At 69.5% G+C, this 19,955-nt stretch carries 21 protein-coding genes and 3 pseudogenes; 13 read left to right on the forward strand and 11 right to left on the reverse strand.

Annotated features, from left to right (window positions below; all coding sequences use genetic code 11):
* Positions 1 to 105: 105 nt before the first annotated feature.
* Positions 106 to 246, reverse strand: coding sequence for a hypothetical protein (locus ABZ490_RS44645; RefSeq protein WP_359004076.1), 141 nt, complete (start codon positions 244 to 246; stop codon positions 106 to 108).
* 210 nt (positions 247 to 456) lie between these two features.
* Between ABZ490_RS44645 and ABZ490_RS44650 the strand changes: the two genes are divergently transcribed.
* Positions 457 to 711, forward strand: coding sequence for a hypothetical protein (locus ABZ490_RS44650; RefSeq protein WP_359004079.1), 255 nt, complete (start codon positions 457 to 459; stop codon positions 709 to 711).
* A gap of 222 nt (positions 712 to 933) precedes the next feature.
* Here the strand turns inward: ABZ490_RS44650 and ABZ490_RS44655 are convergent, their stop codons facing one another.
* Complete coding sequence (locus ABZ490_RS44655; protein ID WP_359004082.1) at positions 934 to 2,130, reverse strand: sugar diacid recognition domain-containing protein; 1,197 nt, start codon at positions 2,128 to 2,130, stop codon at positions 934 to 936.
* Positions 2,131 to 2,330: 200 nt separating this feature from the next.
* Between ABZ490_RS44655 and ABZ490_RS44660 the strand changes: the two genes are divergently transcribed.
* The 4 genes from ABZ490_RS44660 to ABZ490_RS44675 are packed head-to-tail and all read left to right on the forward strand — an operon-like array spanning position 2,331 to position 6,164.
* Positions 2,331 to 3,263 (forward strand): transporter substrate-binding domain-containing protein, encoded by a 933-nt coding sequence (locus tag ABZ490_RS44660; protein ID WP_359004085.1) that lies wholly within the window; start codon positions 2,331 to 2,333, stop codon positions 3,261 to 3,263.
* 11 nt (positions 3,264 to 3,274) lie between these two features.
* Complete coding sequence (locus ABZ490_RS44665) at positions 3,275 to 4,093, forward strand: amino acid ABC transporter permease (RefSeq protein WP_359004088.1); 819 nt, start codon at positions 3,275 to 3,277, stop codon at positions 4,091 to 4,093.
* Entirely contained in the window at positions 4,090 to 4,881 is a 792-nt protein-coding gene (locus tag ABZ490_RS44670; RefSeq protein ID WP_359004091.1) for an amino acid ABC transporter ATP-binding protein, read from the forward strand. The genes ABZ490_RS44665 and ABZ490_RS44670 overlap by 4 nt, the downstream gene beginning before the upstream one ends.
* A complete protein-coding gene (locus tag ABZ490_RS44675; RefSeq protein WP_359004093.1) occupies positions 4,878 to 6,164 on the forward strand; it encodes an FAD-dependent oxidoreductase in 1,287 nt (428 codons plus the stop codon). The genes ABZ490_RS44670 and ABZ490_RS44675 overlap by 4 nt, the downstream gene beginning before the upstream one ends.
* A 32-nt stretch (positions 6,165 to 6,196) precedes the next feature.
* On the opposite strand, the pseudogene ABZ490_RS44680 reads toward ABZ490_RS44675, so the two are convergent.
* A pseudogene (locus ABZ490_RS44680) lies at positions 6,197 to 6,694 on the reverse strand (XRE family transcriptional regulator); the annotation flags it as partial.
* Positions 6,695 to 6,697: 3 nt separating this feature from the next.
* Positions 6,698 to 7,042 (reverse strand): hypothetical protein, encoded by a 345-nt coding sequence (locus ABZ490_RS44685; RefSeq protein WP_359004096.1) that lies wholly within the window; start codon positions 7,040 to 7,042, stop codon positions 6,698 to 6,700.
* A 222-nt stretch (positions 7,043 to 7,264) separates the two neighbouring features.
* Here ABZ490_RS44685 and ABZ490_RS44690 point away from each other — a divergent pair, with 222 nt between their 5' ends.
* The gene (locus tag ABZ490_RS44690; protein ID WP_359004099.1) at positions 7,265 to 8,404 is read left to right on the forward strand and encodes a lytic polysaccharide monooxygenase auxiliary activity family 9 protein; all 1,140 of its coding nucleotides are present in this window, start codon (positions 7,265 to 7,267) and stop codon (positions 8,402 to 8,404) included.
* 141 nt (positions 8,405 to 8,545) lie between these two features.
* On the opposite strand, the gene ABZ490_RS44695 is transcribed toward ABZ490_RS44690, so the two are convergent.
* Entirely contained in the window at positions 8,546 to 8,749 is a 204-nt protein-coding gene (locus ABZ490_RS44695; protein ID WP_359004102.1) for an HNH endonuclease signature motif containing protein, read from the reverse strand.
* Between ABZ490_RS44695 and ABZ490_RS44700 the strand changes: the two are divergent.
* Positions 8,714 to 8,881: pseudogene (locus tag ABZ490_RS44700) on the forward strand (non-ribosomal peptide synthetase); the annotation flags it as partial. The gene ABZ490_RS44695 and the pseudogene ABZ490_RS44700 overlap by 36 nt on opposite strands.
* Here ABZ490_RS44700 and ABZ490_RS44705 read toward each other — a convergent pair.
* The gene (locus ABZ490_RS44705) at positions 8,798 to 9,136 is read right to left on the reverse strand and encodes a hypothetical protein (protein ID WP_359004208.1); all 339 of its coding nucleotides are present in this window, start codon (positions 9,134 to 9,136) and stop codon (positions 8,798 to 8,800) included. The pseudogene ABZ490_RS44700 and the gene ABZ490_RS44705 overlap by 84 nt on opposite strands.
* A 164-nt stretch (positions 9,137 to 9,300) precedes the next feature.
* Here ABZ490_RS44705 and ABZ490_RS44710 point away from each other — a divergent pair, with 164 nt between their 5' ends.
* Positions 9,301 to 10,803, forward strand: a complete 1,503-nt coding sequence (locus tag ABZ490_RS44710; RefSeq protein ID WP_359004105.1) for a hypothetical protein — start codon at positions 9,301 to 9,303, stop codon at positions 10,801 to 10,803.
* Positions 10,797 to 11,420, forward strand: coding sequence for a hypothetical protein (locus tag ABZ490_RS44715; protein ID WP_359004108.1), 624 nt, complete (start codon positions 10,797 to 10,799; stop codon positions 11,418 to 11,420). Before ABZ490_RS44710 ends, ABZ490_RS44715 begins: the two co-directional genes overlap by 7 nt.
* Positions 11,421 to 11,469: 49 nt before the next feature.
* On the opposite strand, the pseudogene ABZ490_RS44720 reads toward ABZ490_RS44715, so the two are convergent.
* The 5 genes and pseudogenes from ABZ490_RS44720 to ABZ490_RS44740 all read right to left on the reverse strand — a co-directional run.
* Positions 11,470 to 11,783: pseudogene (locus ABZ490_RS44720) on the reverse strand (IS630 family transposase); the annotation flags it as partial.
* A gap of 14 nt (positions 11,784 to 11,797) precedes the next feature.
* Positions 11,798 to 12,220, reverse strand: a complete 423-nt coding sequence (locus tag ABZ490_RS44725) for a hypothetical protein (protein WP_359004111.1) — start codon at positions 12,218 to 12,220, stop codon at positions 11,798 to 11,800.
* Positions 12,221 to 12,603: 383 nt separating this feature from the next.
* The gene (locus ABZ490_RS44730; protein WP_359004114.1) at positions 12,604 to 13,020 is read right to left on the reverse strand and encodes a nuclear transport factor 2 family protein; all 417 of its coding nucleotides are present in this window, start codon (positions 13,018 to 13,020) and stop codon (positions 12,604 to 12,606) included.
* 98 nt (positions 13,021 to 13,118) lie between these two features.
* A complete protein-coding gene (locus ABZ490_RS44735) occupies positions 13,119 to 13,550 on the reverse strand; it encodes an Rrf2 family transcriptional regulator (RefSeq protein WP_359004205.1) in 432 nt (143 codons plus the stop codon).
* 651 nt (positions 13,551 to 14,201) lie between these two features.
* Positions 14,202 to 14,699: a hypothetical protein gene (locus tag ABZ490_RS44740; RefSeq protein ID WP_359004117.1), complete on the reverse strand. Its 498-nt coding sequence runs from the start codon at positions 14,697 to 14,699 to the stop codon at positions 14,202 to 14,204.
* A 1,174-nt stretch (positions 14,700 to 15,873) separates the two neighbouring features.
* On the opposite strand from ABZ490_RS44740, the gene ABZ490_RS44745 reads away from it, so the two are divergent.
* From ABZ490_RS44745 to ABZ490_RS44760, 4 genes are all read left to right on the forward strand, one after another.
* Positions 15,874 to 18,075: a helix-turn-helix domain-containing protein gene (locus ABZ490_RS44745; RefSeq protein ID WP_359004120.1), complete on the forward strand. Its 2,202-nt coding sequence runs from the start codon at positions 15,874 to 15,876 to the stop codon at positions 18,073 to 18,075.
* Between the two features lie 3 nt (positions 18,076 to 18,078).
* Complete coding sequence (locus ABZ490_RS44750) at positions 18,079 to 18,633, forward strand: XRE family transcriptional regulator (RefSeq protein WP_359004123.1); 555 nt, start codon at positions 18,079 to 18,081, stop codon at positions 18,631 to 18,633.
* Between the two features lie 202 nt (positions 18,634 to 18,835).
* Positions 18,836 to 19,249, forward strand: coding sequence for a hypothetical protein (locus ABZ490_RS44755; protein WP_359004125.1), 414 nt, complete (start codon positions 18,836 to 18,838; stop codon positions 19,247 to 19,249).
* Positions 19,250 to 19,529: 280 nt separating this feature from the next.
* Positions 19,530 to 19,889 (forward strand): immunity 22 family protein, encoded by a 360-nt coding sequence (locus ABZ490_RS44760; protein WP_359004128.1) that lies wholly within the window; start codon positions 19,530 to 19,532, stop codon positions 19,887 to 19,889.
* Positions 19,890 to 19,955 lie beyond the last annotated feature (66 nt).

Consider the following 19,955-nt stretch of genomic DNA (forward strand, 5'->3'; position numbering starts at 1 on the left):
CAACGGCCCGTTTCCGCATGCCAGCCGACATCACCCGATTCCTCGACCTCGACGAATCCAAGATCAAACCAACGTGTTGATTCCCGGCAAGCCCTAAGCGGCAGCTCAAACTGCGATGAGGATGGTGTAGTCGACGTAGAACTTCGTGTCCTCGTCATTCGCGAGCTGGTAGATGAGGAACCGGAGCTGCTCGTTGGAGACGTCGCCGATCTTACTGTCGTTGTCGAAGCGGTGCAGCTGAGGCATGGTTCGGGAGTCCTCCTGTCCAGTCAGGTTAGGGTCAATGCCGCCCGGCGCATCCTGGGCCACACCAGCCTCGCCGTTTCGGTTGCGGCGGGCCCGGCTGGTGGAGCTCCATCCCAACTCCCCCAGATGCGTGGACTGCACGGCGGTGCGACGCTAGAAAGAGCGGACCGCACTGCCTGCCATCCGCCCCTATGTGGGAGAGAGGCCGACATGGCAACGACACCTCACGCCGGCTCCAGCACTGACATCTGCGCCAAGATGAGGCGCGATGCCGAGCTAAGCAAAAAGGAACTAAAGGATGAGAGAGAAAAGCTCTCCGCGCTCAAGCTCAAGCATGAAACGGATCCAATGAAGGCTCAACAGTTGAGGGAGGAAATTGAAGAACTTGAAGTTAGCATAAAGCTCGACGAAGCCCAACTCCAGGTGCAATTGGAAGACATTGCCGCCAATTGCAGTGGCCACTAACAGCGGCTCACAATGTGAGCCGCGTCGGCCTGGACGCCGCTGTGTCCTCGGCTGCTCACCGGCGATCTGTGGACCGTCAACACGATGCTCGCGGCCGCGCCCACGCCTGTCATCAGCAAGGTCCACCGCGGCACCGTAATTCGGACCGGGACGGCGGACAAGATCGGCGGCGGGACGGGCACGTCGATCGTGTCCACGGACATCGGCTCACCCGGGGCGCGATCAACCCTCGGCAGATGCGCCGCCGGCCCCCAGGCGGTCGGCCAGGCAGGCGAGGTACAGGGCCATGGTGGTGCGGTGTTCGCGCAGGGGACGGCCGGTGATCTGCTCGATCTTGTTCATCCGGTACACGACCGTGTTGCGGTGGATGTGCAGCGCCGAGGACGCGCGTACGAGGTTGAATCCGCTCTCGCACCAGGCGGTGATCGTGTCGCGCAGCACCGGCCAGTCGGGCTGGGCCCGCAGGTTCGCGGCGGTGCGCTCGATCAGGCGGTGGCGCGCCGACTGGCCGACGGCCGCCAGGACCTGGTGGACGCGCAGATCGGTGATCAGGTGCACGGGTGAGTCGCCCGCGGTACGGGCCCCGAGGCGGAGCGCGTCGCAGGCGTCCTGGTAGGAGTCGTGCAGGCCACCGACCGACGCGGCCGGTTCACCGATCCCCGCGCGCGCCGTCAGGCCGTCCTGCGCGGCGATGACGTCGATGATCCGCCGGCAGTCGCCGATCAGGGTCGTCACCTGGCGCGGGGCGGGGAGCCGGTGCAGTACACCGATCCATCCGGGAGCCGTGGAGGCGACGATGTCCTGGGGGTCGGCGAAGACCTCGCGGACCGTGCGGAGCAGTTCCGAGCGGACCAGGGCCATGTCCCGGGTGGGAGCGCTGTGACGCCGGGCGCCCTCGTCCGGCACCGTCACCTCGAACGCCATCGCGACCCGCCGCGGTTGCAGGTCGAAGCCCAGCTCGGCCGCCCGGAACACGAGGAAATCGCCCTCCACGACATGAGGGTCGTACGAGGCGATGTCGGCGAGCAGCTTCTCGGCCGCCCGCTCGGAGAGCAGGCGCGAGCGCAGCATCACGGACTCCCTGAGCAGGATCTCCGTCTGGCGCTTCACCAGAAGCCCGAAGCGGCGCACCTGGGCCGGTGTTCCGGTGATGCCGACCGTGCCCACCGCCTGCCCGTCCGTGACCAGCGGCAGGGTGACGCCGGGGCGCACTCCGCGCAGTTGCTGCGCCTGCGACGCGTTGTGCGTGGCGGGTTCCTGGGTGCGGATCACCTCGACGGACGCCTCGTGAAAGGTGCCGACCCGGCTGCTGTCGCCGCTGCCGATGACCACGCCCTCCGCGTCCGTGATCAGCACGTTGAAACCGATGACGGCGGAGGTGTCCCCGGCGATCTCCTGGGCGAGTGACGGGCTGAGCACGTGCGTAACCTCCCGTCGAGGGGGCCGGGTTGGACGCAGCGTACAGCCGGCCAAGCGTTTCCAGCCATAAGTTCATACGAAGTGAACGGTGACGCGTCGGTGACCTGGTCCTTAGCGTATGGGCCCATCACTTCCCCGCCCGGGGCACAGCGCGGTGACCGAGCGGGCCCCTTCAGCGCCGATCCGGAAGGACCAGGCCGATGACCCGTGTGCGTCCGCTTGCCGCCGCCCTGTCCGCGACCCTTCTCCTGCTGACCGCCTCCGCGTGCGGCTCGGACGGCGGCGACGCCCCGAAGAACGTCTCCGCCGGCACCGCCGCGCTGGGCACGCTCACGCCCGGCATCATCAAGGTGGCCGTGGAGCCGTACGCCCCGTACACCAGCGTCCGGGGCGGCAAGATCGTCGGCCTGGACGGCGACATCCTCAACTACGCGGCCAAGAAGCTGGGGCTCCAGGTCAAGCCTCAGGTGACGGACTTCGCCGGCATGCTCGCCGGGGTGCAGTCCCGCCGTGTGGACGTCACCATCGGCGGCGTCGCCTGGTCCGCCGACCGCCAGAAGCAGGGCCTGTTCACCGATCCGCCCTACTACTCGCCCCCGGCGATGGCCGTGCGAAGCGGGAAGACCTACAAGACGGTCGACGACCTCGAGGGCCTGAACCTGAGCACGGTCGAGGGCTATGTCTGGGTCAAGTCGATCCAGTCCGTGCCCGGCGCCAAGCTGCACGCCTACCCCGACGCCAACGGGGTGTTCGACGACCTCGGCGCGGGCCGGATCGACGTCGGCTTCCTCGACCCGCTGATCATCATCGCGGCTCAGAAGCAACGTCCGGACCTGAAAATCTCCACCGAGTACCTGACACCGCCGACCGCCGACCAGGTGAAGGCGAAGCCCGCCTACCAGTACTTCCAGCCGTACCAGACCGGCTTCTACCTCCCCAAGCAGGAGGCGAAGCTGGAGCAGGCGATCTCCGCGCAGATCGACGCCATGTACAAGAACGGCGAGCTGGAGAAGCTCGTGAAGAAGTACGACGGGGACCCCGAGCAGTTCCTCGTGCCGGACGCCGCGGCCGCCACCGCACGCCGGGGCGTGGACCGGCCCCAGGACTGGACGCCGCCGTCCATCGCCAAGTGAGGGGATGACACATGTCCGGCCTCTTCCAAGTGCCCTGGACCGGCTACGAGCACGAGCTCTGGCAGGCCGTCCGGCGCACCCTCTCCTACACGGCGGTGAGCTTCGCCGGCGCCGTCCTGCTCGGCCTGACGGTCGCCCTGCTCAGACTGAGCAGGGCGTGGCCCGCCCGGGCCGTCGCCGCCGTCTACACCGAGGTCTTCAAGAACGTCCCCCTGCTGGCCATCATCTTCCTGACCTACTTCGGCCTGGCCTCGGCCGGCATCCGGCTGGACGTGTTCACCGCCGGATGCCTCAGCCTGATCGTCTTCTACGCCGCCTACCTGTCCGAGATCTTCCGCTCCGCGATCAGCGGGGTGCACGCCGGGCAGACGGAGGCGGGCGAGGCGCTGGGCCTGGGCAGGGCGGGCATCTTCGGCCGTGTCATCCTGCCGCAGGCCGTCCGGCAGGCGCTGCCCGGCACCAACACGATGCTCGTCGACCTGCTGAAATCCACGTCGCTGCTCGTCACCGTCTCCGCCGCCGAGTTGATGTCGGAGGGCCGGCTGATCACCTCGGAGACCTTCCGGGCGCTGGAGGTGTATCTGGTCATCTCCGCCGTCTACTTCGCCCTGTGCTATCCGCTCTCCCAGCTCCTGCTGCTGCTGGAGCGCAAGGTACGGGCCGGGGTCCCGCTGTCCCCGTGGCGACGGCGGCGGGTGCGAGCGGCCCGCGCACTGCTCGCGGCCGACGCGCCGGACGGCATCAGCGGGACCGGCGGCACCGGTGGTACCGGCGGCGTCGAGAACATCGGCGACATCAATGACATCGCGCGGAAGGAGGCGACGGCATGACCGAGCCCGTCACGGCGAAGACGGTTGCACCGGCCCCCGCCGAGGCCATCGTACGGATCGAAGGACTGAGCAAGTCCTTCGACGGCCGCCTGGTGCTCGACAACGTGAATCTGGAGGTCGACCGCGGCCGCATCGTGAGCGTCATCGGGCAGAGCGGCGGCGGCAAGTCGACCCTGATGCGCTGCGTCAACCTGCTGGAGAGACCCGACCGGGGGGTGGTCCAGGTCGCGGGGCACGTCGTGCACAGCGGCGGCCGCACGGTCTGCCGCGACCTTCCCCGGCTGCGCCGCACCGTCGGCATGGTCTTCCAGCGGTTCAACCTGTTCCCGCACCTCACGGCCGTGGAGAACGTCGTCCTGGCGCAGCGCACCATGGGCGTACCTGAGCAGGAGGCCCTGGAGCGGGCCGTCACGCTGCTGCGCCGGGTCGGCGTCGCCCACCGCGGTCTCGCGCAACCCGAGCAGCTCTCCGGCGGCGAGCAGCAACGCGTCGCCATCGCGCGGGCCCTCGCCCTCAGGCCTGAGGTGCTGCTCTTCGACGAGCCCACGTCCTCCCTGGATCCGGAGGCCACCCGCGAGGTGCTGAGCGTGATGCGGGAACTCGCCGCGGACGGGATGACGATGATGCTGGTCACCCATGAACTGCCCTTCGCCCGCGAGGTGTCCGACCACGTCGTCTTCGTCGACGGCGGGCGGATCGTGGAGGAGGGGCGGCCGCAGGACGTCCTGGACGCCCCGGCTCAGGCCCGGACCCGGGAGTTCCTGGCCTCGTACGGGTCCACGACATGACCGGTCTGCCGCGAGCCGGCCAGGGCCCCGTCGTGGTCGTCGGGGGCGGTGTCGTGGGGCTGTGCACGGCCTACTATCTCGCCGAGGCCGGGCTTGCGGTCGAGGTCGTCGAGCGCAGCGGCCTGGGCTCCGGGGTGTCCCGGGGCAACGCCGGATGGGTCTGCCTGAGCCACTCGACGCCGGTCCCGGCGCCGGGTGTGGTGCGCTACGCCCTGCGTTCGCTGGGCCGGCCCGACTCGCCGCTGTATCTGCGTCCCCTGCCGGATCCGGCGTTCGTACGGTGGCTGTGGCGGTTCTGGCGCAGCAGCACACCTGCCGCGTTCCGGCGCGGTTACTCGGCGATCGCGGAGCTCAACCGCGACACCTTCGCCCTCTTCGACGGACTGCGTGAGGCAGGGGTGGCGACGACGCTGACCCGGCCCGGCATGGTGCACGCGTTCCTGTCGCCCACCGAGGCCCGCCATCACCTCGCGATCCAGCGGCAGATGGCCGACGACCACTACCCGATGCCCGACGACGTCACCACGGGGACCGAGGCACATCTGCTGGACGACGCCCTGTCGCCCAGGGTGCGGGCGGCCTACCTCGTCGAAGGGGAGGGCGTGGTCGACCCGGAGGCCTTCGCCCGGGGGCTCGGGGAAGCACTCGCCGCCACGGGAGTGAAGGTCCACGAGCACGCGGAGGTCATGGATTTCCGGACGGCAGGGGGGCGTGTCACCGCGGTGCGCACCACCCAGGGCGAGGTGCCCTGCTCGGCTGTCGTCATCGCCGCCGGCATGCGTTCTCCCCGGCTGCTGCACGCCCTGGGACACCGGCTGCCCCTCCAGGCCGGCAAGGGCTACAGCTTTTCGGTGGACCTGGATCCGGCACCGAGGCACACGCTGTACTTCGGTGAACGCAGGGCCGTCGCTTCACCCATCGGCGACACCACCCGGATCGGCGGCACCATGGAGCTGAGCGGCAACAACAACCGCCTCGACTGGCGCCGCATCGTCGCCGTCGCTCTCGCGAGCCGGCACTATCTGGGCCGCTGGTTCGACGATCCGGACGACCTGGTGAGCCTGATCCGTGACCCCTGGGTCGGTGGACGGCCGTTCCTGCCCGACGGACTCCCGGTGATCGACCGCCTCCCGGGACACGACAACGCCTTCACGGCCACCGGCCACGGCATGCTCGGCGTCACTCTGGGCCCCGCCACCGGTCACCGACTCGCCGAGTACGTCATCACCGGCCGCCGCCCCGACGTCCTCGCGCCGTTCCGCTTCGACCGTCTCCGCCACTGAGACAGCTCGAACTCCAGGTGCTCGATGTACGCCTCGATGTACACCTCCTTGAGCGCTTCGGCCACGATTTCCTTGAGCTGCTGCTCGGTGGCGCCGGCCTCCTGGGCGTCGAAGAGGCGGGCGGCGTAGCGGGACGGCAGCGGGGCGGCAGCGCGACGGTCAGGTGCCGGACGCGGTCCTGGTCCGTCGACCCGATCGGCGCGGTGCAGCCCACGCGGGCGCGGGTGTCGATGACGATGCCGCCGGTGGTCGCTGCCTTCGCCCGCGCCTTGACCCGGGCCTTCGCCCGCGCCTTGACCCGGATCTGCGGCTGCCAGCGTGCCTTCACCTCACGCTCCGGGCGGGCGGCGAGGTCCGGACGGGGCTTCCTGATCTGGTCCTTCACGTGCCGTTCCACGGTGCGTTGGGAGACTCGCAGCATCTGGGCGACGGCCTTCGTGCCCTTGAGCTGCTTGACCAGGTACCGCAGGCGCCGGGCGGGTGAACGCCTTCTGCACTGCGGCGTCCAGGCCGTCCCCGAACCCACTCATCGACTACGTACTCCCCGTTGTCATTGTTGGTGACCTCGCCCGACTTGTGATGTAGCGGGCGAGGTTGAGCTCCGGAGCCTTGTACTGCGCACGGACGCCCCCGCCCCACAGCACGCACTGGGTGCCCTCGTCCTTGACCATGCCGGGCGAGACGCCGATCCTCCAGCCGCCCGGAAGCGGCTTGCCCTCGCCGCGCGGCCGTTCCGCGAACTTGCCGATGGTGCCCTTCGCGGTCGCCTTGATGGCGTCCACGACAATCGCCGGCTCGGGGGCGATGGCCTCGTAGCTGCCCCGTACGGCGAGGAGCTCCTGCGGCGACAGGTCGGCGCTCGCGCCGAGGTCGGTCATCGAGTCGATGCAGGCATTGTCCTTCGGGACCGTTGCCGCCCTGCGGCGCCGATCCGGGGTGGCGCCGTGTGATGTGGGTGACGGGCCTCTTTCTGCCCGACTGAAACGCCACCCGTTGGGGCTAATCCGGGTGGCTGCAGGGAGCCGGAGGTGAGGGACTGAAGAGCACCCTTCCGTCCTCTGCCAGCTGTTCGCTGCCCTGAAAGACCGAGGTGATTGCGGGTGACCCCCAACTCCAGCACTCCCGTCAACGGCGACTACTACGACCCGAAGGACCTCACAGCCGCCACCACCTACCGGAGCGACGGCTCCGAGATCCTCCACGGCATCTCCCTGCGATGGACCACCGGAGGCAACTCCGGCGGCGACACCACCCCGCCGGACTGGGACGAAGGCCGGGCCCCGTACCCGCATGTGTACGAGGTGTGGCTCAACGGCCAGCCCGCCCAGACGCTCCATCTGGACTGGCCGACCTGGTGGGGCGGCTGGAAGCTCGCCGCCAACCACTGGGTCACGCTGGGAACCGATCCGGGCGACACCTACCAGGTCAGGATCCGGGCCAGGCGTGACGACGGCAGCTGGAGCCCGTTCTCCGAGGAGTGCACCGTGCCGGGCCGGGCCGACGACCCGTACCAGCCGATCCCGGTTGCGGTGCCCGACGACCGCGGCGGAGACCTCGCGCAGCCGAGGCACGGCAACATGGCCGACCCGCCGGGCCGCTCCGTGCTCACCCTGAAGCCCGGGGAGGGCGACAAGAGTCACGCCTGCACGAGCGCCTTCTGCGACCAGGTGCGTGCGGCCTGCGCTTCGGACGTGTGGTGGGCGGAAGTCGTCCCCGGCAAGGAGCGGATGTGCGCGGACTACCCGTGGAACCGGCACGGCCACTACCTGGAGTACCGGAAGTTCAGCGCCGGCGGCGACGACGGCAAGGTGGCCTCGGCGGGCAACCCCCGCTTCGCCGGCCTGGACCTCGTGGGTGACTGGCCCACCACCGCCCTCGACTCGGGCGCCCGGGACCTCACCTTCTCCTACGAGCACACCGCCAGCCACATCGGACCGACGTGGACGTACCAGTTCTTCGTCACCAGGGACGGCTGGAACGTGTCGGCCCCGCTGTCGTGGGCCGACCTGGAGCCGACTCCGTTCATGGTGGTCGTCCACGGCCGCGATCCCGAACAGGCATGGACCACGGCGGTGCTGGCCGGACGTAAGACGGGCCGGCACGCGATCGTGAACGTCTGGGGCGGTCACGGCGGCGTCTGCACCACCGGCAACCCGGAGAGGTGCTGCGACCACATCGACCAGGAGCAGCAGATGACCGGCGAGTTCTTCGTGTCCGTCTCGGACGTCGTCTTCGAGTGACCCCATGCGGGGGCTGCCCCGGTCCGGCTTCGCCCCCTGGGCGTCTCACGGCCGGCCCGACCATGGGGAGCGGTGAGGAGGGCCGGGGCACCCGGGCCCTCCTCACCAGTTGTCAGGGGCGGTGCCGACGGGTCAAGCAGGTCACGTGGGCCTGCCCGTATCGGCGCATTCGAGCGCGTGATGCTGCTGGTGACGTTGCGAGTGCAGGAGTTCGAGGTTCTTGAGGTCGTTCCCGCCGCCGTGATTGCGGTGCACGATGTGGTGCGCGTTGAGCGTCCGGCGGACGGCGTCGAACCAGGACACCGAGTCGTGGGACGCCTGCGCTCCGACGGCCGCCTCGAACACCTCGGACGCATCGACAGTCAGGTCAAGATCCGCTGCTTCCGGATCGAGCTAGACGAGATCCGCTCGGTGCTGCTGGAGGACCCGGGCGTCCGGACGGCAGCCGTGGTGGTGCGGCGCGACGACCCGGACGACGCCTTCTTCGAGCTGGGCGGCAACTCCCTGTTCGCTGTCCACTCGGGGCCGCCCTGCGCGCGAAGGGCTCGACCTCTCAGGACGGCTGAAGCGACCGAGGTACTCGCCGGTCAGGCATTGGCCCACTTCGCGCACACAGCACTGGCCGTAGTTGGTGAACCGTGGTCTCACCGCCGCGGCATCGGCTGTTTCCGCGTCGGCGTCGGCCACGGCCATGTAGGCGTCCGAACCGCCCGGTTCAGGTCCGGCCTCCATTCGCCTCCCGATGAGCTACATACATCAGGTCCCTGGCCCCGAGGCGCGCCTATACGGTGAAACGGCCTGGTCAAACAGGTCACAGCAGTCGTGGCCCGGCCCCGCGGCATGGCAGTAGGGTTTGCGGGTCAACCGCTGGAGACGCCGCTTGGGGAGAAGTACGTATGGACAGCGACGAGCAGGTGGCGGAGGCCTGGCGCTCCGGCACGCCGCTGCCCCGGTTGCGGGAACTGGCCGGGCGTGACGCCCGATTGGCTCGGATCGTGGCGTCCCGTATCGATCTGCCGTCCGAGTTCGCCGAGGAGCTCGCGGAGCGTGCGGCCGGGCTCGGCGCGCCGTGGCTGGGTGTACAGCGCGCGCTGGCCGCCCAACCCGCCACGCCCGCAGCCCGGTTGGCCCTGCTCGCGGCCCACCCCGACGCGTCCGTCCGCAGAGTGGTGGCCGTACACCGGGAGACTCCGGAGAAGTCGCTCACGGTGCTGGCCGACGACGAATCGGCCACCGTGCGTCGGTCGCTGGCGGCCCGTGAACGGCTCCCGTACGAGGTCGCCACCCGGCTGCTCGCCGATGAATCCGGCGAGGTCCGCCTCACCATGGTCCGTCGAGTCGACGCCCGGCCCGAGGAGCTGCGGGCGCTCGCCATCGACCCGGATGTCCGGGTGCGCCGGGTCGTCGCGGCGCTCGGGTACGCCGACGGCGCCGACCTGACCGATCCGGACGCGGGCGTGCGACGCAACGCCGTCCGCCGCCGCAGCTTCGCCGAACTCGCCCCGCGGCTTGCCTCTCTGGTACGGGACGAGGACCTCGGGGTCCGTGAGTTGGTGGCCGTGAGGTACCGCAACCAGGACCCCGTGGCACTGGCCGTGCTGGCCACCGACGCCGAGAGCAGCGTCCGGCGCGGGGCAGCGGGGAACCCGTTCACCCCGGTCGGGCATCTGATCGCGCTCGCCGATGATGCGGACCTGGAGGTGCTCTGCGCGCTCGGCCGCAACGAGTTCGCACCGGCGCAGGCGCTCGCCGGGCTGGTCGACACCATCACCGACCGCTACGCCGACGCGGCCCGGCAGGAGGGTTACGCTCTCGACCAGGTCGGCAATCTGGTCCACGACGTGCTCGGGCATCCGGCGACACCGCCGGAGTCGCTGCGCCGACTGCACGCTCTGGGGCCCTCCCACTTCCACGAGGGCAATGCCATGAGCCAGCCCAACTGGCCGGCCGATCTGCTGATCGACTTCGGTCTGTCGTACTGCGCGAGCACTGTCGACACCGACGAGGAGCGCGCGAGCTTCGCGGCGGTCGGCGCGGCCCGTCACACGGCGCCGTTGCAGGAGGTCCTCGCCTCGATGGTCCGCAGCCCGATCTACTACCTGCGCGGGGCGGTGGCCAACCGGCACGTTCCGCCCGAGGCGCTGGCCGAGTACGCCCGCGGAGCCGACCCTGAAGTGGATGGCTACCACCTGGACGACCTCGCCGCCAACCCCGCACTGCCTCTGGAGATCCAGCTCGCCTGGGCCACCAGCGGCAGCCGTTGCCGCGGGCTGCTGAAGAACCCGGAGCTGCCGGACGCCGTGCTGGCCGTCATCACCGAGGACGAACACTGGGCCGACGAAGCCCGCCTGATCGTGACCGTCCGCGCGCACCGCGCCGCAGGGGAGACTCCATGCTGACCATGTCCACCTGGCGGGCGCGCTTCGACCGCCTGCGCGACACCTCCGGGATCACCGAGCGGGTCGGCGGCCAGATGGCCGACTACCTGGAGGGCGACCACGCCTGGTATCTCCACCAGGGCGACCTGGTGGTGCCTGACGACCTCGATCTGGACATCGCGCTCATCGTCGACGGCGACCTGGTGGTGCACGGCTTCCTGGACGACTACGTCTCCGGCATCGGGGTGTTGGTCGTACTCGGCGACCTGGTGGTGCGTGACCTGGTGTCCTGGGGCTCGGTGTACGTCGAGGGCGACCTGCGGGCGCACGGCGTGGTCTACGGGTACTACAACGACTTCACCTTCGAGGTGAACGGCGCGGTGCACGCCCGGGCGCTGATACTCGGCGACAAGTCCGCCTCCTATGCGACCGGCGAGGTCGAGGCCGAGATCGACTCCTACCATCCCACCAAGGAGCAGTTCAGGACGGCCCGCGACATCCTGGTCCCCCAGGTGTACGACGGCTGGAAGAACCGCGCCAGGCAGGGGAAGCGTCCCAAGCTCCGCCGACCGAGCTACGAGCGTGTCTGCGCGCGGCTGCACGCGGGTGAGCCGCTGTTCCAGGACGACGAGAGGTGAGTCCGTCGTCAGGCGAGACTCCTGAACGGCCTATGCCGGTCGTGGTGAACACTCCCTCCGCGACCAGGAAGTGGCCAGCTTAGCCAGGCTCCAGTTCGAAAACGCAGGCCGTGCTTGGCCGGCCTGGACTTGGCGATCTTCTTGCCCCCTGCGGCGTTCGGAGGGTGAAGGTCTTCGGTCGGCCTCCCCGTACTTCGGGTAGAGAGTCGAAGCCGTCCGTGTCTTCGCCACCGGCCCGCCCTGCACGGACAGCACGATCGTTTGAGGCCGACGCCAGGTCACCACCGTTCCGGTGCCCTGGCGGAGAATCCACACCAGCCGTCGGCCCTCGCTGCCGCTACCTGACGCACTGCCAGCAGACAGCCCGCAAGTCGATCTCACGACTTGGGGAGTTCCCCCCGCTCGGTGATCATTCGCATCCACTCCTCCAGGGTGGCGACGAACTCCTCGAGGTCGGCAGTGGTGCAGGAGGCTCCCTCATGGTCCCAGTCCGGGTCGAGGACGACAACGCGGAAGCCGCAGCCGTAGTACCAGCCGGCGTCGATACTGATCTCCCGGGCCTGCAGGCCGCCCTTCCGCACCGCCTCCTGCTCGGTCAGCCACGGCGGTCGTGCGGTACGTGCCCAGTACAGATCCTCGGAGTCATTGACCTCGACTCTTCCATCCGGCAGGCGCCGGGCCATCAACGTGTTGTAGACGACGTTCCAGCCCATGGGGACGCGCAGCGGGAGCAGACTCCACTCCTCGGAAAAAGCCTCCGCCAGCGGGGATTGAGGCGGAAGCCGGAAGATCGCGTCCATACGCCGACAGCATAGCCAGGGGGTACGTCGTGCACACGGGTCGAGGCTCGAACGAGACCCTGACCCGTGGCGATGTCCGCGCCAGTCGGTGCCGCCGCCTCGCTGAGGCAGCCACGGACGGAACTTCCGGGCGGGTCCACGCAGCGCCGACGGCAGGCACCACTCTTCGACGGGCCGGTGATTCCGTAACGCCCCAGCGAGATGGGACGGCTGGCGGAGCGATCTCGTCGCGCGAGACGGAAGTGGCCTGACAACTGGGGACGTTCACCCGTACGCGACCGGGGAGAGAGACCCTCCGACAGCTTCGGCTGCCTCTCGGCTGACCCTCTACGTACATGCCCGGCCGGGCGCCCCGGGGCCTGGGGCTCCTGAGCGCCCTCCGCTCAGCCGGCGTTGAACGCCTCGGCGACGGTCAGCGTGTCCTCGTACAGGTGCATGCGAACGATCCGGCCGCCCTCGACCCCGAGGTGCATGGCCACCGGTGTGGTGAACTCCTTGCCGCTGGCCACGGCGGTGTGCGTGAAGACCGCCAGCAGCACCACGTCACCACCGTCGACGATGAAGCGCTCCAGCACGACCTTGCTCTGGCCGTGCGCGAAGTGCGGCCACATCGTGGTGAAGTACGGCGCGACCTCCTCCCGGCGGCTACGGCGCCCGGTCCAGGGCAGCACGTCACTGCCGGGGACATGCCAGTCGATCTCCTCGGAGAACAGTTCCTGGACGCCGTCGGGGTCCTGCCTGCCGAGGCGCTCCAGGAACTCCTCGGCCACGGTCCGCGATGTCCGAGTATCTGTTGTCATCGTTCTTGTCCTTGCCTCTTCATCAATGTAACTATTTTGGTTACATCGTTGGGTCTGGAATGCGGCTCCCCTCGATCAGGGAAGTCGACGTTTCGAGGTCAGGCGGCTTTCAAGACGTCCCGCAGCACGTCCTCCAGCGTGGTCTTGGCCAGCTCCCTGCGCAGGGCTGCCTCCACGTCGTCGTACACGGCGGTCAAGGCCGGCCCAATACCGTGGCCCACAACACACTCGGGGTCCGGTGCCGCGCGATGCAGGGCAAAGACCGGTCCCGGTTCGATCGCCTGGTAGACGTCGAGCAGAGTGATCGCCGCCAGGTCCCGCACGAGCATCCAGCCCGCCCCCGCACCTCGCCGTGAATCGGCCAGGCCGGCCCTGCGCAGCTCACCCAGCAGGCGGCGGATGACCACGGGGTTGGTGTTGACGCTCGTCGCGATCTGTTCGGAGGTGGCGACCTCGTGGCCGCGCCGTTGATACAGCCCGATCCACGTCAGGGTGTGCGCCGCGATGGTCAGCCTGCTGTTGGCACTCACGTCGGACTGCACCTCCCACACCTCTCGGCCCCAGTCGTAACTATAGATGTTACAACTTCATGCGACAGGACCCCAAGATCACCCGGTGGCGGGTTTCTGGCGTGTCCGGGTCATGCCCCGGTTCAGGGGCAAGGAGATGACGCCGGCCTTGGAAGCGATCAGTCGCGGACGGTTTCGCGGGAGGCCGGCTGTCCGTTTCTGCGTGAGCTTCGGCAGGTGATGTGCCTGGTCATGATGGTGATCACCGCCCAGGTGATCAGTGATTCCGAGTGCTGGATGAGCCGCCGGGGTGACCGCACAGCGACAGGCCCTTGGTGGGGACGACCAGGTGCCGCTTGCTTCCGCTGATCTTCTTCGCGCCGTCATTGCCGCGCGCGGATCACCCGAAAACAAAGGCACCCGAGGAACTCGTACGGAGCAGTCCAACACGCCGGAATTGAGCCGGTCACCGATATTTGTCAGAGAAGGTGGTACGGCCGGTTTTCTTCTTCGGTCGTGGACGCCGTGCGTCATGTAGTCGGCCAGGACGCACTAATGGCCGATTATCCGGCTCGGAATGAGTCGTTTCCGGGTGGATACCCTGTGCCGGAACCCCGGCCCGATTACGGCGGGCCGGGGTTCTGATCCTGCGAGGAGTGTCTGTCGCTGCGGTCAGACCACGCGGAAGCTGCCCACGATGATGCCGCCCGGAAGCGCGTCGAACGCCGGTGTGATCAGTCCGGGGACGGCATTGTTGGTGCTGCCGGGGCCGACCACGGCGACGGGAGCGCCTGCGTCGCAGGTGATCCCGCTGAAGAACTGGACGGTCCTCCTGCTGTTGTTGCGGATGTTGAAGCTGGTCGCGCCGGCGATCGGGTTGGCCACGTTGACGACCGCGATGCAGGAGGCGGGGTCTGCGAGGTACGAGCGTTCGTTGATCTGGATCCGGCCGTCGTCGTCCCTGGTGTTGTCCCGGTTGTAGCCGTAGCTGTCGTTGGCGTCACCGCCGAGCGGGGCACTGGCGGGTGCGGCCTCGTGGACGGCCTCGTGGACGGCGGGGGCGGATCGGGGTGGAGTCTCCGGGACGGCGTTGGCGTAGGTGACACCGGTGACGGCCGCGGCCGCCACACCCGCTGAAACAGCGATCACCGCGATGGTGCGAGCACGCATGACGTTCTCCTTTCTGTAAGGGGTCGGCAGGGCAGCCGACCGAGGATGAACGTAATGAGGCCCGTTTTCTGCTGTCATCTCGACATTCTTGGAATTCCCGGCGGATCGAACCTGACTGGGTGTATGGAAACGCGCCCCAATGAGCGACACAATCACCCCCTGACACACCGTCAAAAATGCGTTGAGCGTGAGCACTTCGAATGCCATAACCACCCGAGAGGGCTTTCCTTGACAGTCCGTCACTCTCCCGGATGCACCCTGCCCGCCCGGAAATGACGGAGCAGACCCCGGCCGGTGCACTGACGGGGCGAGCGGCGGGGTAGTCCGCTCGCTGGTGTGGGGTGCAGCACGCAGACCAGGAGGCCCGCGATGGCCAGGGCCAGTTCGGCCGGCCGAAGCATCACGCTTGCGGGCTAGGGCCGCCACGCACGGTGCCCTCCGCTGCCGGCTCAACAGCCCTAGCGCGCGCAGGCGCCACCTCCAGCCAGCGCGCCCCGCCGCTCAGTGCGCAACGCCGGGCCTCTTGCACCGCGTCAACGAAGTCCTGAGCAACAGCGTGCCGGCCATAGCGACTGCCGCAGTCGAGGCCAAGAGCGACAGCAAGGTCGCCGTCAAGGTCATGCACAAGGCCCCGGGCCAGGGGGAGGTCGCGGGCAAAGCAGTTCATGACGGCGAAGGCACAGGCGATGGATCTGCCGATCACGTTCCGGAGCCTCCGACCAGTCCGGGCCGCAGTACGAGCAGAGCGGTGTCGCTCCTGGCGGTCGCGCGGGCGGGGGCCTCGCGGCCGTTGTGCGCCATCGGGGTTCAGGCGGTGATATGGGCGGCGCCGACGGCCACACTCAACGGGGTCGGCGTCCTCGCACCAGGAACCCACCCAGCCCGCGGCTTCCGGCCGGGCCAGGATCGGATGGATCGTCCCTCGCTCCAGCCCCGCCGGGCGGCACGGCTCCAGCCCGTAGCGCTCCTGCACCGGCTTCTCCGGAGAACACGCAGAACCAGCTGGGCCGGCAGCGTCGTCCGCGGCGCCTGCGCAGAGCGTGGCCGACGCCTGCCCACAACACCCCGACGACCGTGCCCACACACGCCGGCGACACGCCGGAAAGGTTAAATCCAACGGACAAGTCAAGGGCTAATGGCGTTGCTAGTGTGACGCTTGGAGGTGAGCTCTCACATGGCGACCCAGGATGAGCTGTTCGCGTCGGTGGACGCGCTGCTGGAGGAGACGCCGCAGCTTCCGTCTCCGGCGGAGCGGGCGCGGCTGCGGGAGGAGGCGGGGATCACCCAGGCCCGTCTGGCGCAGGCCCTGAAGACGACGACGCAGACGGTGAAGAACTGGGAGAACGGCCGTTCGGAGCCGCGCCCGCCCCGCCTGGAGGCGTATCAGCGGCTGCTGGAGGGGTGGGCGGCGCGGCACCGCCGGAGCGAGTCCGACACCACCCTGCCGAACGCCCCCGTGCCCGCGTCACCGGCCCCCGCAGGCAGCGCACCCGCGTCCGGCGCCTCCGTCCCGGGCACCCCGGCGGCCGCTCCGCCTGCCCCCGTGGGTGACGGTCCCCCGGTCCCGTCGGGCGGGTCCGCCGTGCCGGTAGCAGCCACCACCGAGACGGAAGCCGAGCCCGCCGCAGCAGCCCCAGCCTCCCCGCCCCCTGCGCTCCCATCGACGGCCTCGGCAGCGCGCCGCCCGGCGCGCGCCCCAGCGCCCGCGCCCGCGCCGGTGGACGGGCGGTTCCCCAACGGGCCGCTTGTCGTCCTGGACGGCGACGGCAGCGCGTACGGGGCCGGCGGGATCGTGCTGGACTGCCCCGCCGCCACCGTGCCCGCGCTGGTGGAGTGGACGCTGCGGGAGGCGGGACTGGGTGCGGCGCGGCTGCACCGCAACGGCCGTGACGCCGACCCGCTCGTCGTCCTCACCCCGGCGGCCGCGGGGCGCCTCGGTCTGCCGGAGCGGCTGGAGGACCGCCGCGGGCTGCGGCTGCCCGAGGACCACCCGGTCGTCAGGCAGATCGGGCGGGCGAAGTGGAAGCTGACGCAGCGCGGGTTCGGGCCGTGGGCGCGGATCTACCGCCCCGCCGGCGGCGGCGAGCGGCAGTGCGTCCAGGTAGCGGTCATGGGCTGGGACGCGTTCGACGACCGGGCCTGGCCCGGCCTCTCCGCCATGGAGCCGGCCGAGGTCGCGCGTGTCCTCACCGTCTACGCCGCCCGCGTCATGACCCCGGTCGGGCCGACCGCGACCACCGGGCTGGAGCTGATGACCGCCCTGCGGCCGCCGACCCGCGCCGTGCGCGACAGCGGCACCGGCGGGTGGGTCTCCGGGCGCAACCCGGGATCGCTCGGTACGCAGCCGGTCGACCCCTCGCCGCCCGAGGCGCTGCCCGAGCACCCCGTGGCCCAGGGCTGGACCGGCGGCTTCCTCGACGAGGAGGCGTACCAGTGGGTACGCGATGTCGACCTGCTGACCGGCGAGGAAGCCGCCATGCCGTGGGCCCTCGGTCTGGATCTCAATACGGCGTTCCTCGCGGCCGCGGCCCGGCTGACGGTGGGTCTGTCCGGGCCCGCGCATGTCGTGGCGCCCCGGTTCGACAAGGGGGTCCCCGGGGCATGGCTGGTCGACCTCTCCCACGTCGACCTCGACCCGCGTCTTCCCAGCCCGTTCACCCCCAGCGGCACACGGCCGGACGGCCCGGCCTGGTACCAGACCCACACCGTCGCCTACGCCCAGGAACTCGGGTTCAACGTCGACCCGGCGGAGGCGTACCTGCGCCGTGAGACCGGCGCGTATCTCGATCCCTGGCACGACCGGCTGAAGGGCGCGTACGCGGCCACTCTCGCCGACCTCGGCGTGACACCTGAACTGAACGACGACGCGTTCCTCGCCGCGATGGAGCAGCACAAGGCCACCGACCCGGGCATGGCGGCCGTGCTCGCGGCGGTGAAGGCGACCGTCAAGGGCGGGATCGGCAAGCTGCGGCAACGGCCCCAGGGGCGGCACTACCGCGACGGCGAGCGCTGGCCCGCGCTGGAGCGGCCCACCTGGCGGCCCGACATCCGCGCCGCCGTCATCAGCAAGGCGCGCGTCAACATGCACCGCAAGCTCAACACCATGGCGCGGCTGACCGGTCTGTACCCGCTCGCCGTGCTCTCCGACTGCGTCGTCTACCCCTCGCCGAGTGCCAGCCCGGTCGACGTCCTGCCGCGCAGCGTCTCCGGCCGGCCCCAGACCGGCACCTTCCGCCTCGGCCCCGGCCCCGGCCTCGCCAAACTCGAAGGCGCACGCGCCATGACCTGGGCGGTCGGCCTCATGGAACAGGGCCTCAACCCGGCCCGGCACATCAAGAGCGACGGCCACGACGCCGTCATGGACGACGGGGAATAGACCGTGGGAGACATCGACGACGCCCTGGACCGCGCCGGGCAGGAGCAGTTCACCCGGGAACCGCCGAAGACGTTCAAGGGGCGCATCGACTTCCTGATGCGCCAGCTCAAGACGACGCGGGCCGTCGCCGCCGCGATCGGGGTGTCCCAGCGGTCGGTGGAACGCTACATCAAGGGCGAACGCAAGCACCCGCCGCAAGCGATCACCGACCGCATCAACACCGCCGTACGCGAACGCTGGCAGCCTCGCGTGCGCCAGCGCGCCCGCAAGAACGCGGCCGCCACCGGCGGCATCACCGTCGAACTACGCGCCCGCTTCGGCTACACCGCCGCAGGCGGATCCACCGACGACGCCCGCTTCCGCCGCCTCACCGTCCACCTCCCCGCCCCCTACGCCCAGCGGCTGTTCGACGCCCAGGGCCAGGACGCCAGCGACGCCGCCATGCGCGGCATCGTCGCCGAAGGACTGCAAGAGGTGTACTTCAAGGACGGCGGCCACCGCGCCGACGGCCTGGAGGTCGAGCTGAACGACATCGACTACATCGACGTGGCGTTCTAGACAGGCAGGCTTGTTGACACCGGCTTGGTGGCGTACGCGCGGTCTGGCGGCGGGTCTGCATCCTTCCGGCGGTGTGCCGGTGCCGCACGTGTGCCTGACGGTCCAAAAGGGCCGGCCCTGTCCCGTGTTGCAGCCGCAGGCGCTCTATCGGCGTGCAGGGCAGGTGATGTGTACTGAATGTCTGCTGCATCGAGGGGGAGGCATGCCGAACACGCCGGAGCCGCGAACACCGGAGTCAGCGCATGAGGAGGAGCCCTGGCTCAGCAGTGACGAAGTCGCGAAGCTGTGGCCGGTGCGCAAGGACTGGCTGCCGGGTGTCGCCCGTCGTGCGGATGTCCGTGTCCGCAGCTTCGGCGGGGCAAGCCGGGGCACGTGGGGAGCGGAGCCGACCTTCTACTCCTTCCACCCAGGGGATGTACGCAGGGCCGCGCCGGCCATCGCCGCGGGACACGTCGACATCCCGTCAGACTGGCGCACCGACACTCCCGACGGCCGGCGTGCAGAGTTCTGGGGCGCGTTGATTGCTCGTGTCGCCGGCACGCTCTTCATCGCGGCCGTACTGTGCGGGCTCTTCCTCTGCCTGGCCACGGTGGTCTTCTTACTGACAGTGGAATGATCACTAGCGCCGTCACCGACGGGCTTGTGAGGGAGGCCCGTCGCGGTGCTGGTGACAGAAAGGCTGCTGAATGAGCACGTATGACAGGCCGCGTGCCTCAGTGGTGACAACCGCGCTGCTTCGCTCGGTCTCGTTCGCCAGGTCAGCCGGCTCTGCCGGTGACAACTACTGAGCTTCGGCTCAACAGTGACCTCGTTGATGCTGGCTTTCGAGGCTGAACGGTGGTGGGTCGCATGGCGGTTCAGTGGCGGGCGACAATCGTCGGGGGACTGAAGCGAGCGTGGTGCACGTTTTCCTCTCCCGCGGCCGGTTCTCCTCGTGTGAAGACATCCGCGACTACGTCGATGAGATGTGGTCGGAGGACGGGGACGCGGAGTCGTCCGTTTTCATGAGAGAGGCCGGGATTGCCGAACTCGAACCGATGTGCGTCGAGGCCATTCATGCCCAGGACGACGGCCACCTCGTTCCGGTTGTCCCTGAGGTGCTCCTTCGAGGGGCCTCGTACGCCGACCAGTGGCTCCCACAAGTGGAGTCGACCGAGCTGGCCGACGCTGCGATCTGCGTCTTCGCTCCCCATGCGGTCGCCAACCCGCACGGCACCTCTCTGCACTACCTCGGCAGGTTCGCCTATCGCGTGTGATGGTCTAGCGAACGGCGAGCTTGCCGTACCTCGTTGCCACAGCGCGGTGCCGCTTGGGGCGATTGA

Origin of the sequence: Streptomyces sp. NPDC005811, assembly GCF_040630405.1 — a bacterium.
Classification (GTDB): Bacteria; Actinomycetota; Actinomycetes; order Streptomycetales; family Streptomycetaceae; genus Streptomyces.

What these genes read in the sequence shown, in the direction of transcription:
- ABZ490_RS44755 (WP_359004125.1), top strand. Translation starts at nt 18,836, where the DNA reads ATGCCGAACACGCCGGAGCCGCGAACACCGGAGTCAGCGCATGAGGAG.
- ABZ490_RS44725 (WP_359004111.1), bottom strand. Translation starts at nt 12,220, where the DNA reads ATGGACGCGATCTTCCGGCTTCCGCCTCAATCCCCGCTGGCGGAGGCT.
- ABZ490_RS44705 (WP_359004208.1), bottom strand. Translation starts at nt 9,136, where the DNA reads ATGGAGGCCGGACCTGAACCGGGCGGTTCGGACGCCTACATGGCCGTG.
- ABZ490_RS44675 (WP_359004093.1), top strand. Translation starts at nt 4,878, where the DNA reads ATGACCGGTCTGCCGCGAGCCGGCCAGGGCCCCGTCGTGGTCGTCGGG.
- ABZ490_RS44730 (WP_359004114.1), bottom strand. Translation starts at nt 13,020, where the DNA reads ATGACAACAGATACTCGGACATCGCGGACCGTGGCCGAGGAGTTCCTG.
- ABZ490_RS44740 (WP_359004117.1), bottom strand. Translation starts at nt 14,699, where the DNA reads ATGCGTGCTCGCACCATCGCGGTGATCGCTGTTTCAGCGGGTGTGGCG.
- ABZ490_RS44645 (WP_359004076.1), bottom strand. Translation starts at nt 246, where the DNA reads ATGCCTCAGCTGCACCGCTTCGACAACGACAGTAAGATCGGCGACGTC.
- ABZ490_RS44715 (WP_359004108.1), top strand. Translation starts at nt 10,797, where the DNA reads ATGCTGACCATGTCCACCTGGCGGGCGCGCTTCGACCGCCTGCGCGAC.
- ABZ490_RS44710 (WP_359004105.1), top strand. Translation starts at nt 9,301, where the DNA reads ATGGACAGCGACGAGCAGGTGGCGGAGGCCTGGCGCTCCGGCACGCCG.
- ABZ490_RS44665 (WP_359004088.1), top strand. Translation starts at nt 3,275, where the DNA reads ATGTCCGGCCTCTTCCAAGTGCCCTGGACCGGCTACGAGCACGAGCTC.
- ABZ490_RS44660 (WP_359004085.1), top strand. Translation starts at nt 2,331, where the DNA reads ATGACCCGTGTGCGTCCGCTTGCCGCCGCCCTGTCCGCGACCCTTCTC.
- ABZ490_RS44685 (WP_359004096.1), bottom strand. Translation starts at nt 7,042, where the DNA reads ATGACCGACCTCGGCGCGAGCGCCGACCTGTCGCCGCAGGAGCTCCTC.
- ABZ490_RS44745 (WP_359004120.1), top strand. Translation starts at nt 15,874, where the DNA reads ATGGCGACCCAGGATGAGCTGTTCGCGTCGGTGGACGCGCTGCTGGAG.
- ABZ490_RS44670 (WP_359004091.1), top strand. Translation starts at nt 4,090, where the DNA reads ATGACCGAGCCCGTCACGGCGAAGACGGTTGCACCGGCCCCCGCCGAG.
- ABZ490_RS44650 (WP_359004079.1), top strand. Translation starts at nt 457, where the DNA reads ATGGCAACGACACCTCACGCCGGCTCCAGCACTGACATCTGCGCCAAG.